Annotated in this window: 15 protein-coding genes; 6 read left to right on the top strand and 9 right to left on the bottom strand. The window is 62.2% G+C overall.

The features are described from left to right. The first annotated feature begins 103 nt into the window (after nt 1–103). On the top strand, nt 104–757 hold the full coding sequence (locus tag ACSQ17_RS12370; RefSeq protein ID WP_436068909.1) for an HAD family hydrolase: 654 nt from the start codon (nt 104–106) through the stop codon (nt 755–757). Nucleotides 758–802: 45 nt separating this feature from the next. Here ACSQ17_RS12370 and ACSQ17_RS12365 read toward each other — a convergent pair whose 3' ends face one another. Beyond that, nucleotides 803–1,243, bottom strand: a complete 441-nt coding sequence (locus ACSQ17_RS12365) for a DUF2269 family protein (RefSeq protein WP_436068907.1) — start codon at nt 1,241–1,243, stop codon at nt 803–805. A gap of 161 nt (nt 1,244–1,404) precedes the next feature. Further along, on the bottom strand, nt 1,405–2,919 hold the full coding sequence (ilvA, locus tag ACSQ17_RS12360) for a threonine ammonia-lyase, biosynthetic (protein WP_436070469.1): 1,515 nt from the start codon (nt 2,917–2,919) through the stop codon (nt 1,405–1,407). Between the two features lie 292 nt (nt 2,920–3,211). Here ilvA and rpiA point away from each other — a divergent pair, with 292 nt between their 5' ends. The 4 genes from rpiA to ACSQ17_RS12340 all read left to right on the top strand — a co-directional run bounded on the left by rpiA (nt 3,212) and on the right by ACSQ17_RS12340 (nt 7,341). Next, entirely contained in the window at nt 3,212–3,886 is a 675-nt protein-coding gene (gene rpiA / locus ACSQ17_RS12355; protein ID WP_436068905.1) for a ribose-5-phosphate isomerase RpiA, read from the top strand. A 138-nt stretch (nt 3,887–4,024) separates the two neighbouring features. Next, nucleotides 4,025–5,809, top strand: a complete 1,785-nt coding sequence (locus tag ACSQ17_RS12350; protein ID WP_436068903.1) for a GspE/PulE family protein — start codon at nt 4,025–4,027, stop codon at nt 5,807–5,809. A 152-nt stretch (nt 5,810–5,961) separates the two neighbouring features. Continuing rightward, a complete protein-coding gene (locus ACSQ17_RS12345; protein WP_436068901.1) occupies nt 5,962–6,882 on the top strand; it encodes an SPFH domain-containing protein in 921 nt (306 codons plus the stop codon). A 3-nt stretch (nt 6,883–6,885) separates the two neighbouring features. Further along, entirely contained in the window at nt 6,886–7,341 is a 456-nt protein-coding gene (locus tag ACSQ17_RS12340; protein WP_436068899.1) for an NfeD family protein, read from the top strand. 63 nt (nt 7,342–7,404) lie between these two features. On the opposite strand, the gene gcvH is transcribed toward ACSQ17_RS12340, so the two are convergent. From gcvH to ACSQ17_RS12315, 5 genes are all read right to left on the bottom strand, one after another. Beyond that, the gene (gene gcvH / locus ACSQ17_RS12335) at nt 7,405–7,794 is read right to left on the bottom strand and encodes a glycine cleavage system protein GcvH (protein ID WP_436068897.1); all 390 of its coding nucleotides are present in this window, start codon (nt 7,792–7,794) and stop codon (nt 7,405–7,407) included. A 142-nt stretch (nt 7,795–7,936) separates the two neighbouring features. Then, nucleotides 7,937–9,019, bottom strand: a complete 1,083-nt coding sequence (gene gcvT, locus ACSQ17_RS12330; RefSeq protein ID WP_436068895.1) for a glycine cleavage system aminomethyltransferase GcvT — start codon at nt 9,017–9,019, stop codon at nt 7,937–7,939. A gap of 170 nt (nt 9,020–9,189) precedes the next feature. Next, complete coding sequence (locus tag ACSQ17_RS12325; protein WP_090250321.1) at nt 9,190–10,806, bottom strand: ABC transporter permease; 1,617 nt, start codon at nt 10,804–10,806, stop codon at nt 9,190–9,192. A 122-nt stretch (nt 10,807–10,928) separates the two neighbouring features. After that, nucleotides 10,929–11,930: an extracellular solute-binding protein gene (locus tag ACSQ17_RS12320; RefSeq protein WP_339732089.1), complete on the bottom strand. Its 1,002-nt coding sequence runs from the start codon at nt 11,928–11,930 to the stop codon at nt 10,929–10,931. Nucleotides 11,931–12,041: 111 nt separating this feature from the next. Continuing rightward, complete coding sequence (locus ACSQ17_RS12315; protein ID WP_436068892.1) at nt 12,042–13,691, bottom strand: acyl-CoA synthetase; 1,650 nt, start codon at nt 13,689–13,691, stop codon at nt 12,042–12,044. A 241-nt stretch (nt 13,692–13,932) separates the two neighbouring features. On the opposite strand from ACSQ17_RS12315, the gene ACSQ17_RS12310 reads away from it, so the two are divergent. Further along, complete coding sequence (locus tag ACSQ17_RS12310) at nt 13,933–15,843, top strand: beta-ketoacyl synthase (protein WP_436068890.1); 1,911 nt, start codon at nt 13,933–13,935, stop codon at nt 15,841–15,843. 135 nt (nt 15,844–15,978) lie between these two features. On the opposite strand, the gene cysQ is transcribed toward ACSQ17_RS12310, so the two are convergent. Then, nucleotides 15,979–16,800 (bottom strand): 3'(2'),5'-bisphosphate nucleotidase CysQ, encoded by an 822-nt coding sequence (cysQ, locus tag ACSQ17_RS12305; protein WP_436068888.1) that lies wholly within the window; start codon nt 16,798–16,800, stop codon nt 15,979–15,981. After that, entirely contained in the window at nt 16,797–17,363 is a 567-nt protein-coding gene (gene nudE / locus ACSQ17_RS12300; protein ID WP_436068886.1) for an ADP compounds hydrolase NudE, read from the bottom strand. The genes cysQ and nudE overlap by 4 nt, the downstream gene beginning before the upstream one ends. Nucleotides 17,364–17,489 lie beyond the last annotated feature (126 nt).

Genomic DNA, 17,489 nt, shown 5'->3' with positions numbered 1-17,489 from the left:
ACAAAGGCCGCGGCAGCAGCAACGCAAGCGGCCGGTGTAATAGGAAAGCCTTATAAAAGCCGTTAATCTGGCCGTCTTATTGGGTTTTCAGAAAAGGTGCCCCGTGCGCTTGGCTTTATTCGATCTCGACAACACCCTGCTCGGCGGCGACAGCGATCACGCCTGGGGCGACTACCTGTGTGAGCGCGGCATCCTCGACCGCATCGCCTACAAGACGCGTAACGATCACTTTTATCAGGACTACCTGGCCGGCCGCCTGAATATCACCGACTACCTGAATTTCAGCCTGGAAATCCTCGGCCGTACGGAAATGGCTCAGCTTGCGCAGTGGCACCGCGAATTTATGCGCGACTGCATTGAGCCGATCATCCTGACCAAGGGCGAAGCCCTGCTCGCCGAACACCGCGAAGCAGGCGACAAGCTGCTGATCATCACCGCCACCAACCGCTTCGTCACCGCACCGATTGCCGCACGCCTGGGCGTCGACACCCTGCTGGCCACCGAATGCGAAATAGCCGACGGCCGCTACACCGGGCGCACCACCGATGTGCCGTGCTTCAAGGAAGGCAAGGTCACCCGCCTGAACCGCTGGCTGGGCGAAACCGGCCTGAGCCTGGCCGACAGCAGCTTCTACAGCGATTCGCTGAATGACCTGCCGCTGCTGGAGCAGGTGACCCGCCCCTGCGCCGTCGACCCCGATCCGAAGTTGCGCGCCGAAGCGGAGAAACGTGGCTGGCCAATCATTTCCCTGCGCTAAGCAAAAACGCCGCCTGATCAGGCGGCGTTTTTGTTTGGATGCTAGTCAGGCTGGCTTGGCACCCATCAGCCCCATGATCACCAGCAACAGCAGCACGATCAGCCCGGCATACAGCGCGCACAAACGCAGCAGTTTGACCGGCGCGGGGCTGTCGCCCAGGGCCTGCCAAGCCGCCAGACGGCCATTGAGCAGCAGGCCGAACAGCACCAGCACGCCGAACAGCACACTGCTAGCCAGCAGCCAGGTCAGCCCCAGTGGGAAACCCGCCAGATTGACCAGCCACCAGCCGCTGACCGGCAGGCTCAGGGCCAGCAGGCCGAACACCGGCAGGCTGATCAGCCGAGTGCGCTTGAGTTTGCGCTGCAGCACCGCGCTGTCGCCGCTGCGCGCGGCCTTCCACAGCATAAAGGCATGGGCCAGCACGCCCAGCAGCAACAGCACGCCCGGTGCACTGTGGAGAATTTTCAGCAGTGGGTAATGTTCCATCGATTCAGCTCCTGCCATTTAGAGCCTGTTCAACGTCTCGCGAGCTAGAGCTATGCAAGGCAAAAACAGGCGAGGAAGCGGAGTGTACGAGTTGTACATGAGCATTCCGAGCCTGTTTTTAACGCCGCAGAGCCGACGCGCAGCAGACGTTGAATGGGTTCTTAGCCTAAAAAGAGTTTGTACGCCGGGTTATCACTCTCATCCCAATAGGGATAACCGATGGCTTCCAGCGCCGCCGGCACCAGATGACGCTCGGCCTGCGGCACTTGCAAGCCCGCGACCACGCGACCATCGGCCGCGCCGTGGTTGCGGTAGTGGAACATCGAGATATTCCAGCGCCCACCCAATTTCTGTAAGAAATTGAACAACGCGCCCGGGCGCTCGGGAAATTCGAAGCGGTACACGCACTCATCCGGCACCGCCGCGGCATGGCCGCCGACCATATGGCGGATATGCAGCTTGGCCAGCTCGTTGTCGGTCAGGTCCAGCACCGGGAAGCCCTGCTCACGCAGGCCCTGCACCAGCGCGGCACGCGGGTCGCTGTCCGGATGGGTCTGCACGCCGACGAAGATGTGCGCTTCCTTATCCTCGTGGTAGCGGTAATTGAACTCGGTGATCTGCCGCTTGCCGATGGCCTCGCAGAACGCCTTGAAGCTGCCGGGCTGCTCGGGGATGGTCACGGCGATGATCGCTTCACGCTTCTCGCCCAGTTCGGCGCGCTCGGCGACATGGCGCAGGCGGTCGAAATTGACGTTGGCACCCGAATCGATGCCCACCAGCACGCGTCCACTGCAGCCTTCACGCTCCACATACTTCTTGATTCCGGCCACGCTCAGCGCGCCAGCCGGTTCGGTGATCGAACGGGTGTCGTCGTAGATGTCCTTGATCGCCGCGCAGATTTCATCGGTGCTGACGGTGATGACTTCATCAACATAATCCTTGCACACATCAAAGGTGTGCTGACCGATCTGCGCCACCGCCACGCCATCGGCAAATAGTCCAACCTGCGGCAACACCACACGCTCGCCAGCGGCCATCGCGGCCTGCAGGCAATTGGAATCGTCCGGTTCAACACCGATGACCTTAATCTCCGGGCGCAGGTATTTGACGTAGGCAGCGATACCCGCAATCAGCCCGCCGCCACCCACCGGCACGAAGATCGCGTCGATCGCCCCCGGCTGCTGACGGAGGATTTCCATGGCAATGGTGCCCTGGCCGGCGATGGTGTGCGGGTCATCGTAGGGATGGATATAGATGTAGCCCTTCTCGTCGACCAGTTTCAGCGAATAGGCCAGCGCCTCGGGGAAGCTGTCGCCGTGCAGCACCACCTTGCCGCCGCGCGAACGTACGCCCTGCACCTTGATCTCCGGGGTGGTCTTGGGCATCACGATGGTCGCCTTGACCCCAAGCACCTTGGCCGCAAGCGCCAAGCCCTGGGCATGGTTGCCGGCCGAGGCGGTGACCACACCACGCGCCTGTTCCTCGGCCGAGAGCTGCGCCAGCTTGTTGTAGGCACCGCGAATCTTGAACGAGTACACCGGTTGCAGGTCTTCACGCTTGAGCAGAATCTGGTTGCCCAGGCGCTCGGAAAGCTGGTTGGCGGCTTGCAGAGGGGTTTCCACCGCCACGTCATAGACGCGCGAGGTGAGGATTTTCTTGACGTACTGTTCGAGCATAGCGGGCATCGCAGGCGGTTTTCCAGGGAGTTCGCGAGTCTACCCCAGCGTTGCGCCGAACGACCATACAAGCAGACCACGCGAGAGCTACTGCGCTCGGTGATGCGGCGTTAAAAACAGGCTCGGAATGCTCATGTAGAACAGTACACTCCGCTTCCTCGCCTCTTTTTGCCTTGCCTGACCTTCGCTCGCTACGCTCTCACGCGGCCTGACAGGCAGGGTTTTAACGTCGCCGGCGCAGCCGCGCTATAATTCGCGCCTTTCCACCACTCCCACGCCAGGCCTTATAAAGATGAACCAGGATCAACTCAAGCAAGCCGTCGCCCAGGCTGCCGTCGACTTTATTCTTCCAAAACTCGACGCCAAGAGTGTGATCGGAGTCGGCACCGGCTCCACCGCCAACTGCTTTATCGATGCCCTGGCCAAGCACAAGATGGAATTCGATGGTGCCGTGGCCAGCTCCGAAGCCACCGCTGCACGCCTCAAGGGCCATGGCATTCCGGTGTATGAGCTGAACACCGTCAGCGACTTGGAGTTCTATGTCGACGGCGCCGACGAGAGCGACGAACACCTCAACCTGATCAAGGGCGGTGGCGCGGCCCTGACCCGCGAGAAGATCGTCGCGGCCGTGGCGCAGACCTTTATCTGCATCGCCGACGCCAGCAAGCTGGTACCGGTGCTCGGCGCCTTCCCACTGCCGGTGGAAGTGATCCCGATGGCGCGCAGCCATGTGGCGCGCCAGTTGGTCAAACTCGGCGGCGACCCGGTGTACCGCGAAGGCGTGGTGACCGACAACGGCAATATCATCCTCGATGTATTCAACCTGTCGATTACCAACCCGGCCGAGCTGGAAACTCAGATCAACGCCATCGTCGGCGTGGTCACCAACGGCCTGTTCGCTGCACGCCCGGCCGACCTGCTGCTGCTTGGTACCACAGAGGGTGTAAAAACCCTTGAGCGCGCCTGATCGTCGCCGGCACTAAGGCCGTGCGTAGCGGCTGTGCAAAAATGGATCAAGTCGGCAGACAGCCCGCGTCCTTGGCGTCATGCTGCCGACAGTGCTTAGCAGGTCGTTAACACGTCATCAGGATCGTCAGGGAGTTTTATGTCCGCATTCGTCTCGTCCGCCCATGATCGCCAGCTGGAACTCGCTGATCTGCTGCGCGAGCTGGTCGCCCAGGGGCGGACCAGCCAGGACAATGCCGAACAATGCCTGGCGATCCGCCGCAGTGCGGTCAACAACCAGCAGCACCCGCTGGAGTTTCTCGCCGCGCAGCAGCTCGATGACCTGAAAACTCCCGGCAAGAAGCTTGAGCTCGAAGGCCTCACCAGTTGGCTAGCCGAACAATGCGGCCAACCCTTTCTGCGCATCGATCCGCTGAAAATCAATGTCGCGGCCATCACCCCGCTGATGTCCTACGCCTTCGCCCAGCGCCACAAGATTCTTGCCGTGGCGGTGGACAGCGACAGCGTGACCATCGCCAGCAGCCAGCCGCTGGTGCACAGCTGGGAAACCGACCTGACCCATGTGCTCAAGCGCCCGATCAAGCGCGTGGTGGCCAGCCCGGCGGATATCCAGCGCTTTACCGTGGAATTCTATCGCCTGGCCAAGTCGGTCACCGGGGCCAACACGGGCGACATGAAGATCAGTAACACCGGTAACTTCGAGCAACTGCTCAACCTTGGTGCCCAGGATCAGGAGCCCGATGCCAACGACGCGCATATCGTCAATATCGTCGACTGGCTGTTTCAGTACGCTTTTACCCAGCGCGCCAGTGATATCCATATCGAACCGCGCCGCGAGCAAGGCAGCGTGCGCTTTCGTATCGACGGCGTGCTGCACACCGTCTACCAGTTCCCGCCGCAGGTGACCATGGCGGTAGTCAGCCGCCTGAAAAGCCTGGGACGAATGAACGTCGCAGAAAAGCGCAAGCCCCAGGACGGCCGGGTCAAGACCAAGACCCCGGATGGCGGTGAAGTGGAACTGCGTCTGTCGACCCTGCCCACCGCCTTTGGCGAAAAGATGGTGATGCGGATTTTCGACCCAGAAGTGCTGCTGAAAAGCTTCGACCAGCTGGGCTTTTCTGCCGACGACCTGAAACGCTGGCAGAGCATGACCAGCCAGCCCAACGGCATCATCCTGGTCACCGGCCCCACCGGCTCGGGCAAGACCACCACGCTGTACACCACGCTCAAGCAACTGGCCACGCAAGAGGTCAACGTCTGCACCATCGAAGACCCGATCGAAATGATCGAGGGCGCCTTCAACCAGATGCAGGTGCAGAGCAATATCGACCTGACCTTCGCCAGCGGCGTGCGCGCGCTGATGCGTCAGGACCCCGACATCATCATGGTCGGCGAGATCCGTGACCTGGAAACCGCCGAGATGGCCATCCAGGCCGCGCTCACCGGTCACCTGGTGCTGTCCACCCTGCACACCAACGACGCGCCCAGCGCCATCACCCGCCTGCTGGAACTGGGCGTGCCGCACTACTTGCTCAAGGCCACCCTGCTCGGCGTGATGGCCCAGCGCCTGGTGCGCACCCTGTGCCCGCACTGCAAAGCGCCACAGGCATTGGACGAAGACGGCTGGCAGAGCCTGACCAAACCCTGGAGCGCGCCACTGCCGACCCAGGCCTGCCGCGCAGTCGGTTGCCTGGAATGCCGCGACACCGGCTACCGGGGCCGCGCGGGGGTGTATGAAATCATGCTGATCAATGACGCGATGAAACCGCTGATCACCGCCGACACCGACCTGATCGCCCTGCGTCGTCACGCCTTCAAGGAAGGCATGCGCAGCCTGCGCCTGTCCGGCGCACAGAAGGTGGCCGCGGGCCTGACCACCATTGAGGAAGTGCTGCGAGTGACCCCGCAGAGCGAGCAGAAATAGCACCCGCCAACGCCACCAGTAGCATTGCCCCAGCCAACACGTTGATCGAGCCGCGCAGCTTGCAACAGCCTCGACAGCAGCGCCAGGCCAACTGTGCTTAGATAGCTGAACCGCTAACCAGCAGACATCACTTCACCAAGGAGCTACACCACATGGAAATCGGCAGCGTCATCTTTCTCTTTGTCGGCCTCGCCGTCGCCATCGTCTTCATGGGTTTCAAGGTCGTGCCCCAGGGCTTCGAATGGACCGTGGAGCGCTTTGGTCGCTACACCAACACCCTGAAGCCGGGCCTTAACATCATCGTGCCGGTGATGGACAAGATCGGCCGCAAACTCAACGTGATGGAAAACGTGCTGGATATTCCGCCACAGGAAGTCATCACCGCCGACAACGCCACGGTGCAGATCGACGCGATCTGCTTCTTCCAGATCATCAATTCGGCCCAGGCCGCCTATGAGGTGAACAACCTCGAGCACGCCATCCGCAACCTGGTGATGACCAATATCCGTACCGTGCTCGGCTCCATGGAGCTGGACGCCATGCTCGGCCAGCGCGATGCGATCAACGAACGCTTGCTCAAGACCGTGGACGAAGCCACCGCCCCCTGGGGCATCAAGATCACCCGTATCGAGATCAAGGACATCAGCCCACCCGCCGACCTGATGGCCGCCATGTCCGGGCAGATGAAAGCCGAACGGATCAAGCGTGCGCAGATTCTCGAAGCCGAAGGCCTGCGCGCTGCCGCCATCCTCACCGCCGAAGGGCAGAAGCAGGGCGATATTCTCAAGGCCGAAGGCCAGCGCCAGGCCGCGTTCCTCGAAGCCGAGGCACGCGAACGTGCGGCCCAGGCCGAAGCAGAAGCCACCCGCATGGTGTCCGAAGCCATCGCCAGCGGGAACGTGCAGGCGGTCAACTACTTCGTTGCGCAGAAGTACATCGAAGCCCTCGGCCAGCTGGCCAGCGCGAATAACAGCAAGGTTGTGCTGATGCCGCTGGAAGCCAGCCAGATGATTGGCGCAGTCGGCGGCATCGGTGAAATCGTCAAAGCCACCTTCGGTGAGCAGAAGGGTTAAGTGATGTGGGACTTCTTACAGCACCTGTCGTACTGGAACTGGTTGGCCCTGGGCACCCTGTTGCTGATCCTCGAAGTGTTCGGCGCTGGTGGCTACCTGTTGTGGATCGGCCTGGCCGCCGCCAGTGTTGGCCTGCTGACCTTTATCTTCCCTGGCCTGCCCTGGGCAGCCCAGTTCGTGCTGTTCGGCGTGCTCTCGGTGCTCACTGCAGTGTTCTGGTGGCAGCGCCAGCGCAGTGCGGCAAAGCCCTCCGATCAGCCGGGACTGAACCAGCGCGGCAGTGAATTCATCGGCCGCGACTTCGTGCTGCATGAAGCCATCAGTGGCGGGCGCGGCAAGATCAAGGCCGGTGACAGTCTGTGGCTGGTCAGCGGTGCCGACCTACCCGCGGGGACGTCGGTTCGCGTGGTGGGCCAGGATGGTGTCCTGCTGCGAGTGGTTGCCACACAGGCTGAGTAAGTCGCAAGCTTGCCAAAACGACAAAGCCCCGCCATGCGGGGCTTTGTCATTGTAGCGAGGTACTTAGGCGTCGCTGTCGGCAGCCGCCTTGTAGCCGGCGGCATCCAGCAGTTTGTCCAGATCGCTGGCGTCGCTCGGCTTGAGCTTGAAGAACCAGCTGCCGTAGGGATCGCTGTTGACGCTTTCCGGGCTGTCGGCCAGACCGTCATTGATCGCAATCACTTCACCGGAGACCGGTGCGTAGATGTCGGACGCAGCTTTTACCGATTCCACCACTCCGGCTTCCTGACCGGCATTCAGGGTTTTGCCGACTTCTGGCAGCTCAATGAACACCACATCACCCAGGGCTTCCTGCGCGTGATCGGAAATGCCTACGGTAACGCTGCCATCAGCTTCTAGGCGCGCCCACTCGTGGCTGGCGGCGTAACGCAGATCGGCGGGGATATTGCTCATGTGTCGTTCCTCATCTGACATGACGGCGACCACGCCGTCATGGAAATTTAGCAGGCCTTGGCCATACCGAAAGAAAGTCTTTAAAAACCTAGCGAGCCGCTCCAAAACGGGCGCTCTCGACCATCCATGGCCAACTCAACACTCAGATCAAGGCCTTGCCGTTGCGCACAAACATCGGCTTGACCACCCGCACCGGGTACCACTTGCCGCGAATTTCCACCTCGGCACGCTCGTTGGTCGCCGCCGGCACGCGGGCCAGGGCGATGGATTTACCCAGGGTCGGCGAGAAACTGCCGCTGGTGATCTCACCTTCACCCACCCCTTCAACCCGCACCACTTGATGCGCACGCAGCACACCACGCTCTTCCAGCACCAGACCGACCAGCTTAGAAGCGACGCCTTCAGCCTTCTGCTTCTGCAACGCGGCACGGCCAACGAAGCCACGGCTGGCCGGCTCCCAGGCGATGGTCCAGGCCATGTTGGCGGCCAGTGGGGTGACGCTTTCATCCATGTCCTGACCGTACAGGTTCATCCCGGCTTCCAGGCGCAGGGTGTCGCGCGCACCGAGGCCAATCGGAGAAATGCCGGCACCGACCAATTCATTAAGGAAGGCCACCACTTCGCTGGCTGGCAGCATGATTTCCAGGCCGTCTTCGCCGGTATAACCGGTGCGGGCGATGAACCACTCGCCATCGGGCTGGCCTTCGAACGGCTTGAGGCTCTGAATCAGGTTGGCGCGCGATTGGCTGACCAGCTCGGCGGTCTTGCTGCGCGCATGCGGACCTTGAATGGCCAGCATCGCCAGCTCTGCACGCTCTTGCAGTTGCACATCAAAATCGACGCTCTGCAAGCGCATCCAGGCCAGGTCCTTGTCGCGGGTCGAGGCATTCACCACCACGCGGTAGCCAAAGTCGGTCAGGTAGACGATCAGGTCATCCACTACCCCGCCTTGCTCGTTGAGCATGCCGCTGTAGAGGGCTTTGCCGATGCTTTGCAGACGCTCGATGTCGTTGGCCAGCAGGTGTTGCAGGTAGGCCTTGGCCTGGCTGCCACTGACATCCACCACAGTCATGTGCGACACGTCGAACACCCCGCAGTCGCGACGCACCTGATGGTGCTCCTCGACCTGCGAGCCATAGTGCAACGGCATGTCCCAACCGCCAAAATCGACCATCTTGGCACCCAGAGCGAGGTGCAGGTCATAGAGCGGTGTGCGCTGTCCCATAAGTGTCTCCTTGCGGGCTGGGCAGTGCAGCGGCAACCCGGCTGAGCCCACACAATCGGGCACTGGCACGGGCTATCAAGATGATCGGCCGCTGCGAATGGCGCGCATTGTAGCCGCAACACCGGGGGCGGTCATCCCAACGTGGCAGCCTGTCGCGCAGGCCCGTTTGGCTAACCGTGACGGCGCGCCGAACGGCGGATCAGCAAAATCACCGGCAGCAGACCGACCAGTACCAGCGTCAGGGCCGGCAGCGCAGCGCGCGCCCACTCGCCTTCACTGGTCATTTCAAACACCCGCACCGACAGCGTGTCCCAGCCGAAGGGGCGCATCAGCAGGGTGGCGGGCATTTCCTTGAGCACATCGACGAACACCAGCAGCGCCGCCGACAGCGCACCCGGCACCAGTAGGGGCAGATAGACCTTGAAGAACAGCCCGACGCCGCCAACACCGAGGCTGCGCGACGCTTCCGGCAAGGACGGGCGAATGCGCGCCAGGCTGTTTTCCAGCGGCCCGTAGGCCACCGCCATAAAGCGGATCATATAGGCCAGCAACAGCGCCGACAGGCTGCCGAGCAGAATCGGCTTGCCCGCACCGCCTAGCCAGCTGGACAGCGGAATCACCAGCTCACGGTCCAGATAACTGAAGGCCAGCATAATCGCCACCGCCAGCATCGAACCCGGCAAGGCATAGCCGAGGTTGGCCACGCCGACAGTGCCGCGCATCAAACGGGTCGGGGTTAAACGTCGAGAGAACGCCAGCAGCAGGGCCACACTGACGGTGATCAGCGCAGCCATCGCGCCCAGATACAAGGTGTGCAGGATCAAGGCGCTGTAGCGTTCATCCAGATCGAAACGGCCGCGCTGCCAGAACCAGACAATCAGCTGCAGCACCGGGATAACAAAGCCGCAGGCGAATACCAAACCGCACCAGGCACTGGCAGCCAGCGCCTTGCCGCCCTTGAGGTGATACAGCGCCTTGCCGCGCGGCCGCTCATTCACCGGACGCACCGCACCGCGGGCGCGGCGTTCGCCGTAGAGCACCAACATCACCGCCAGCAGCAGTAGGCTGGCCAGTTGCGTGGCACTGGTCAGGCTGTAAAAGCTGTACCAGGTCTTGTAGATGGCCGTGGTGAAGGTGTCGAAGTTGAACACCGAGACCGCGCCGAAATCCGCCAGGGTTTCCATGATCGCCAGGGCCAGGCCGGCGCCAATCGCCGGGCGCGCCATTGGCAGGGCTACGCGCCAGAACGCCCGCCAGGGGCTCAGACCAAGCACCCGCGCCGCTTCCATCAACCCCTTGCCCTGGGCCAGAAAGGCATTGCGCGCGAGCAGGTAGACGTAGGGGTAGAACACCAGCACCAGCACGATGATCACCCCGCCGGTGGAACGCACCCGAGGAAAGCGCACGTCACTGCCGAACCACTCGCGCAGCAGCGTCTGCAGCGGGCCGGCGAAATCCAGCAGGCCGACAAACACGAACGCCAGCACATAGGCGGGAATGGCAAATGGCAGCATCAGCGCCCAGTCCAGCCAGCGCCTGCCGGGGAACTCACAGAGGCTGGTGAGCCAGGCCAGGCTGACGCCAAGCAGCGTCACACCCACGCCAACGCCGAGGACCAACACCAGGGTATTGCCGAGCAGACGCGGCAACTGGGTTTGCCACAGGTGCGCCCAGATCTGCTGGTCGACCTCGTGCCAGCTAAACATCAGCACGCTCAGCGGCAGCAGCACCAGCAAGGCAACGGCAAAGGCGATGGGGTACCAGCGGCGCTGGGCAGGATGGGCCACGCAGAGTCCTCTACAGCGGAAAAGACAACGCCCCGCAAGTGCGGGGCGTCGGCAGTATAAAGCCAGCGCGTTGCAGGGTGGAAAACCGTGACGGCTTTTCCACCTGCCGGCTTAGCCCTGGCTTAGTTCCAGCCAGCGCGATCCATCAACATGGTGGCTTCAGCCTGACGCTTGCCAGCCACTTCGGTGGCGATCGAGTCAGCCTTGAAGGTGCCCCACGCGGCGACTTCCTTGGACGGTGCGACGGCCGGGTTGGCCGGGAACTCCTGGTTAACGCCGGCGAAGATGGTCTGCGCTTCTTCGGTGGTCATCCACTCCAGCAGCTTGCGGGCGGCTTCAGCGTTTGGCGCGTACTTGGTCACACCGGCACCCGCCAGGTTGACGTGCACGCCACGGTCGTTCTGGTTCGGCCAGTACGGCTTCACTTTCAGATCCGGCTGCTGCTGGTGCAGGCGGCCGTAGTAGTAGGTGTTGGTGATGCCAACGTCGCACTGACCGGCGTCGATGGCCTGCAGCAGCGCGGTGTCATCGGCGAACACGTCGGTGGCCAGGTTGTTGACCCAACCCTTGATGATTTCTTCGGTCTTGGCCGCACCATGGGTTTCGATCAGGGTGGCGGTCAACGACTGGTTGTAGACCTTCTTGCTGGTACGCAGGCACAGGCGGCCTTCCCAGTTTTTGTCGGCCAGGGCTTCATAGGTGCTCAGCTCGCTCGGTTTGACCCGCTCGGTGGAGTAGAAGATGGTCCGTGCGCGCAGCGACAGGCCAGTCCAGCTGTCAGTGCTGGAGCGATACTGAGCGGGGATATTGGCGTTGATCAGCTCGGACTTGGTGGGCTGCAGTACACCTTCCTGCTCGGCTTGCCAGAGGTTGCCGGCGTCAACAGTGATCAGCAGGTCAGCCGGGGTGTTGGCCCCTTCGGCTTTCAGGCGGGCGATCAGCGGCGCTTCCTTGTCGGTAATGAACTTGACCTTGACCCCGGTTTTCGCGGTGTAGGCATCGAACACCGGCTTGATCAGCTCGTCGATACGCGAGGAATACACCACCACTTCATCGGCGGCCTGCGCAGTGCTGGCGAGCGCAGTGAGGGAGAGTGCGGCGAACAAGCCTTTGCTTACCTGCATGGTGTAATGCCTCTTGGTATAGACGAGTTAAGGTGCCAAATAGTAGTGAATGGCATTTAGGTTCTCAACTCGCTATGCATTTAAACCTGTAACAAGTGCCTTCAATCTTCCTTAAGCCACCGCCTGCTGCGCGGCCAACTGCTTGGCCTGCTCACGCAGAACGAACTTCTGCACCTTACCGGTGCTGGTTTTTGGCAGGTTAGTGAACACCACGCAGCCCGGCACCTTGAAGCGCGCCATGTGCTGCTGACAAAAGGCGATTACTTCCTCGGCTGTCAGCTCGGCACCCGCTTTGAGGGTGACAAAGGCGCAGGGTGTTTCGCCCCATTTGGCATGCGCCATGGCCACCACAGCAGCTTCCAGAATCAGCGGATGGCGATACAGCACGTCCTCCACCTCGATGGAAGAGATGTTCTCGCCGCCGGAGATGATGATGTCCTTGCTGCGATCCTTGATCTCCACATAACCGTCGGCATGCCACACCGCCAGGTCGCCGGAGTGAAACCAGCCGCCGGCAAAGGCCTCGGCAGTGGCTGACGGATTTTTCAGGTAGCCCTTCATCACCACATTGCCGCGCATCATGATCTCGCCAATGGTCTGGCCGTCTTTCGGTACGGGCTGCAGGGTGTCTGGGTCGGCCACCATCAGGCCGTCGAGCAAGGGGGCACGCACGCCCTGGCGGGACTTCAGGCGCGCGCGTTGCTCAGGCGTCTCACTGTCCCACTCACTTTTCCACTCGCAGGCCACGCTGGGGCCGTAGGTTTCGGTCAGGCCGTAGACGTGCGTGACGCGAAACTCCAGCGCCTCCATAGCTTCGATCACGGCGGCGGGCGGCGCAGCACCGGCGGTCAGCACCTTAACCGGGCGGGTCTTCAGCGCCTTTAAGTCATCGGCAGCATTGGCCAGCATATTCAGGACAATCGGCGCACCGCAGAAATGGTCGACGCCATGCTCGGCAATCGCCGGGTATATGGCCTCGGCGCGCACATGGCGCAGGCACACGTTAACCCCGACATAGGCGGCCAGCGCCCAGGGGAAGCACCAGCCGTTGCAGTGGAACATCGGCAGCGTCCACAGGTACACCGGGAAGCGGCTCATGTCCCAGCACATGGCGTTGGACAGCGCATTCAGGTGTGCGCCGCGGTGGTGATAAACCACGCCTTTGGGGTTGCCGGTGGTGCCGGAGGTGTAGTTCAGGGCAATCGCCTGCCACTCGTCCGTCGGCAACTGCCAGGCGTAGTCCGTATCACCCTCGGCCAGCAGCGCCTCGTACTCCAGCTGACCGATCAACAGGCCCTCGGCATATTCCGGGTCATCGATGCCGATCACCAATGGCGGCTGTGGCAAGTGGCCGACCACGCGCTGGGCCAGTTCGCCGAACTCCTTGTCTACCAGCAGCACCTTGGCTTCACCGTGTTGCAGGATAAAAGCGATGGCCTCGGCATCCAGGCGGGTATTGATGGCATTCAGCACCGCGCCGCACATCGGCACGCCGAAGTGCGCCTCAAACATCGCCGGGCCATTGGGCGCAATCACCGCCACCGTGTCGCCCAGGCCAATACCGCGCTGGGCCAACGCCGAAGCCAAGCGGATAGCGCGACTGTAGGTTTCGCCCCAGGTCTGACGCAGGCTGCCATTGATCAGCGCCAGGCGCTGCGGATAGACGCTGGCGGCGCGTTCGAGAAAACTCAGCGGGCTGAGCGCCTGAAAATTCGCCGCATCGCGCGGCATGCCGTACTCGTAGGGATTGACGCTGTGCATTGTTGTTCTCCAGCTGATCAAAGGCTGGAAAGACCATAACAGTGCTGGGGTTTTAACGCTGCGCGACCTTGGTCGAAACCGTGACTCGCAAGTCAGCAATCACGTCAGCATAGGCATCCAAATAGCCATGCTGGCCGCTCACCCACGGTGCACTGCCCGTTCTAGAGCGTTCCGGCAGCATGACAAACCGCCACAGCCTCACCTCAGTTTGTCCGGCGTTATCTTTTGAAGGAGTGATCGAGTGACCTCACGCTTACCTGTGATCGTTGGTTTTGGTGGCTATAACGCGGCCGGGCGCAGCTCCTTCCACCATGGTTTCCGCCGCACCGTGATCGAATCGATGGACACCCCAGCGCGCCAGCAGACCCTTGCCGGTCTGGCGGTGATGATGAAACTGGTCAAGGTGGTGGATGGCACTTATCAGGATGACGCCGGCAATGCCCTGAGCCTGGCCGAGATCGACAGCCGCTTCGCCGAGCAGATTCTCGCTTCGACTCTGGTACGCCGCATCGAAAAGCAGCACCTGGATGTCGACGCCGCGCACTGGCAGAAAACCATCGATATCAGCGCCACCGCCGGTCAGCCGCTGAGCTTTATCACCCTGCGCAAGCACCTGCCCGAGCCGTTGCCGAGCGACTGGACGGTGGATGAGCTGAACGCCAGCGAAGTGCTGGTGACCCTGCACGACAACTGCGAATTCAAGGTCGACAGCTACCGCGCCCTGCCGGTGAAGTCCGCTGGTCAGCTGCCCACAGGCTTCGAGCCGAGCGCGCTGTACAACGCGCGCTTCCACCCGCGCGGCCTGGCCATGACCATCGTCGGCGTCACCGATGCGCTGCGCGCCACCGGCATCGAGTGGCAGACCATCATGCAGCACGTGGCGCCGGACGAAGTCGCGGTGTTCGCTGGCAGCATCATGAGCCAGCTGGATGAAAACGGTTTCGGCGGCCTGATGCAGTCGCGCCTGAAAGGCGGACGCGTCACCGCCAAGCAGCTGGCCCTGGGCCTGAACACCATGCCGGCGGACTTTATCAACGCCTATGTACTGGGCAGTGTCGGCACCACCGGCAGCGTCACCGGCGCCTGCGCCACCTTCCTTTATAACCTGCAGAAAGGCATCGAGCTGATCAGTTCGGGCAAAGCGCGGGTGGCCATCGTCGGCAACAGCGAAGCACCGATCAATCAGGAATGCATCGAGGGCTACGGTGCCATGGGCGCGCTGGCCACCGAAGATGGCCTGCGCCAGATCGAAGGCAAGGACTCGGTCGACTTCCGCCGCGCCAGCCGCCCGTTTGGCGAGAACTGCGGTTTTACCCTGGCCGAAGCCTGCCAGTTCGTGGTGCTGATGGATGATGAACTGGCCCTGGAACTGGGCGCAGATATCCATGGCGCGGTGCCGGATGTGTTTATCAACGCCGACGGTTTCAAGAAGTCCATCTCCGCCCCTGGCCCCGGCAACTACCTGACCATGGCCAAGGCCGTGGCCAGCGCCGTGCAACTGCTGGGCATCGACGCAGTGCGTGAGCGCAGCTTTGTGCATGCCCACGGTTCCAGCACCCCGGCCAACCGGGTGACCGAATCAGAAATCCTCGACCGCATCGCCGGCGCCTTCGCCATCAAGCAGTGGCCGGTCACCGCAGTGAAAGCCTTTGTTGGCCACTCCCTGGCCACTGCCAGTGGTGATCAGGTGATCTCCGCCCTGGGCAGCTTCAAGTACGGCATCATCCCTGGCATCAAGACCATCGACGCCGTGGCCGACGACGTGCACCAGCAGCACCTAAGCTTCGCCATCCAGGATCGTTCACGCGCACCCGAGCAGCTGGATCTGTGCGTAATCAACTCCAAGGGCTTTGGCGGCAACAATGCCAGCGCCCTGCTGCTGGCGCCGCATGTGGCCGAACGCATGCTGCGCAAGCGCCATGGCGAAGCGGCCTTTGCTGCCTACCTGCAGCGCCGCGAAGCCACGCGCCAAGCCGCTCAGGCCTACGACGCGCAGGCGCTGCTGGGGGATTTGGGGATTATCTACAACTTCGGTAACGACCTGATCGACGATAAGCAGATCGAGATCAGCGCCGAGCAGATCAAAGTGCCGGGCTTCGCCCAGCCACTGCTGTTCAAGAAGGACGAACGCTACGGCGATATGCTCGACTGAGCCAAGCCGGAACGCTAACTGTAGGAGCGGGCCATGCCCGCGATAAGGCCCATCGCGGCCATGGGCCGCTCCTACAGATTGTGAGCAACGTAGGATGGGTTGAGCGCAGCGATACCCATCATCCAAGCAGAGCGTTTAATCCAGCGCGCGGGCCAACTGAATCAACTCGGCGCGCCAAGCGGCGGCAGCCGGAAGCGCCAGAAAGTACGGATTCAGCAGCGACTCACGCGCCTCATAGGTCAGCACTTCGCCCTTGAGCGTCAGCACTTCGCCGCCCGCGCCCTCCAGTACGCCCTGCGCCGCTGCGGTGTCCCACTGCGAGGTCGGCGCCAAACGCGGATAGCAATCGGCGTTGCCTTCGGCGAGCAGGCAGAACTTTAGCGAGCTGCCGACATTGGCCAGTTGCAGCTCCCCAAAGCGCTCGCCCAACCCGGCCAGTAACGCTTCTTGCGCCGGACTGGAGTGACGCTTGCTGGCCACCAGGGTAAAGGCCTCCGACGGAGCCAGACGCACGCTGATCGACTCAGCCTTGCCCGCTGCATCGGCACGCCAGGCGCCGAGACCCGCACCGCCGTAATAGCACTGGCCGGTAGCCGGAATGCCCACCACGCCAAACACCACGCGGCCTTGCTCGATCAATGCGACGTTGACGGTGAATTCCTCGCTGCCGGCGATAAATTCCTTGGTGCCATCCAGTGGGTCGACCAGCCACCAGCGCTGCCACTGCGCACGGGTGCTCAGGGCAATATCCGCAGCTTCCTCAGAGAGCACCGGGATGTCAGCCGCCAAGGCCAGCAGACCGTCATTAAGAATATGGTGCGCCGCCAGATCGGCAGCAGTGACTGGCGAGGCATCGGCCTTTTCGTTGACCGTCACATCGGCGCGCCAGTACGGCAGGATCGCCGCGCCGGCCTGACGTACCAACTCAATCACGGCGGGAATCAGCGGATGGCTCATGGTTTAAAGATCCCTCGCTGAGTCAGTACATCGCGCGCCAGGTACAGCGCAGCCAAGGCGCGACCTTCGGTAAATTGCGGGTGCTGGATCAGGCTCGACAGCTCGCGCAGGCTGGTCTGGTCGACGCGCATCGGCTCCGGCTCATCGCCCGGCAGGCGCTCTTCGTAGAGATCCGAAGCCAGTACCACCTGAATCTTCTGACTCATATAACCCGGTGAGAGGCTCAACTCGGCCAGCAGCTCAAGCTGGCGCGCACCAAAACCGGCTTCTTCTTTCAACTCACGGTTGGCCGCCACCAACACGTCCTCACCCGGCTCGATCAGGCCCTTGGGCAGTGACAGCTGGTAATCATCGGTGCCGCCGCAGTATTCCTCAATCAGCAGCGCGTGCTCGTCATCGACCATCGCCACCACCATCACCGCGCCATAGCCGGATCCCTTGCCCACCAGTCGCTCGTAGGTGCGCTCCACGCCGTTGCTGAAACGCAGCTGCAGCTCCTCAACGCGGAACAGGCGGCTGCTGGCGACGATTTCGCGAGCGAGGACAGTGGGCTTCTGACGCATGGGGCGGCTCCTTGACGGGTTGTTACAGGCCTGTCGGACTGTGTGGCGGCCACGCGTTGGCGCGTGCAGCAATGCCCGGATGTATCGAGAGTGAAGTGAAGTAGCGGGTTATCATACCGTGCCTTT

This window comes from Pseudomonas sp. LjRoot71 (assembly GCF_964253255.1).
In the GTDB taxonomy this organism is placed as follows: domain Bacteria; phylum Pseudomonadota; class Gammaproteobacteria; order Pseudomonadales; family Pseudomonadaceae; genus Aquipseudomonas.
Note: the sequence above shows the minus strand (reverse complement) of the source record. Positions and strands in the feature narration are given on the sequence as shown.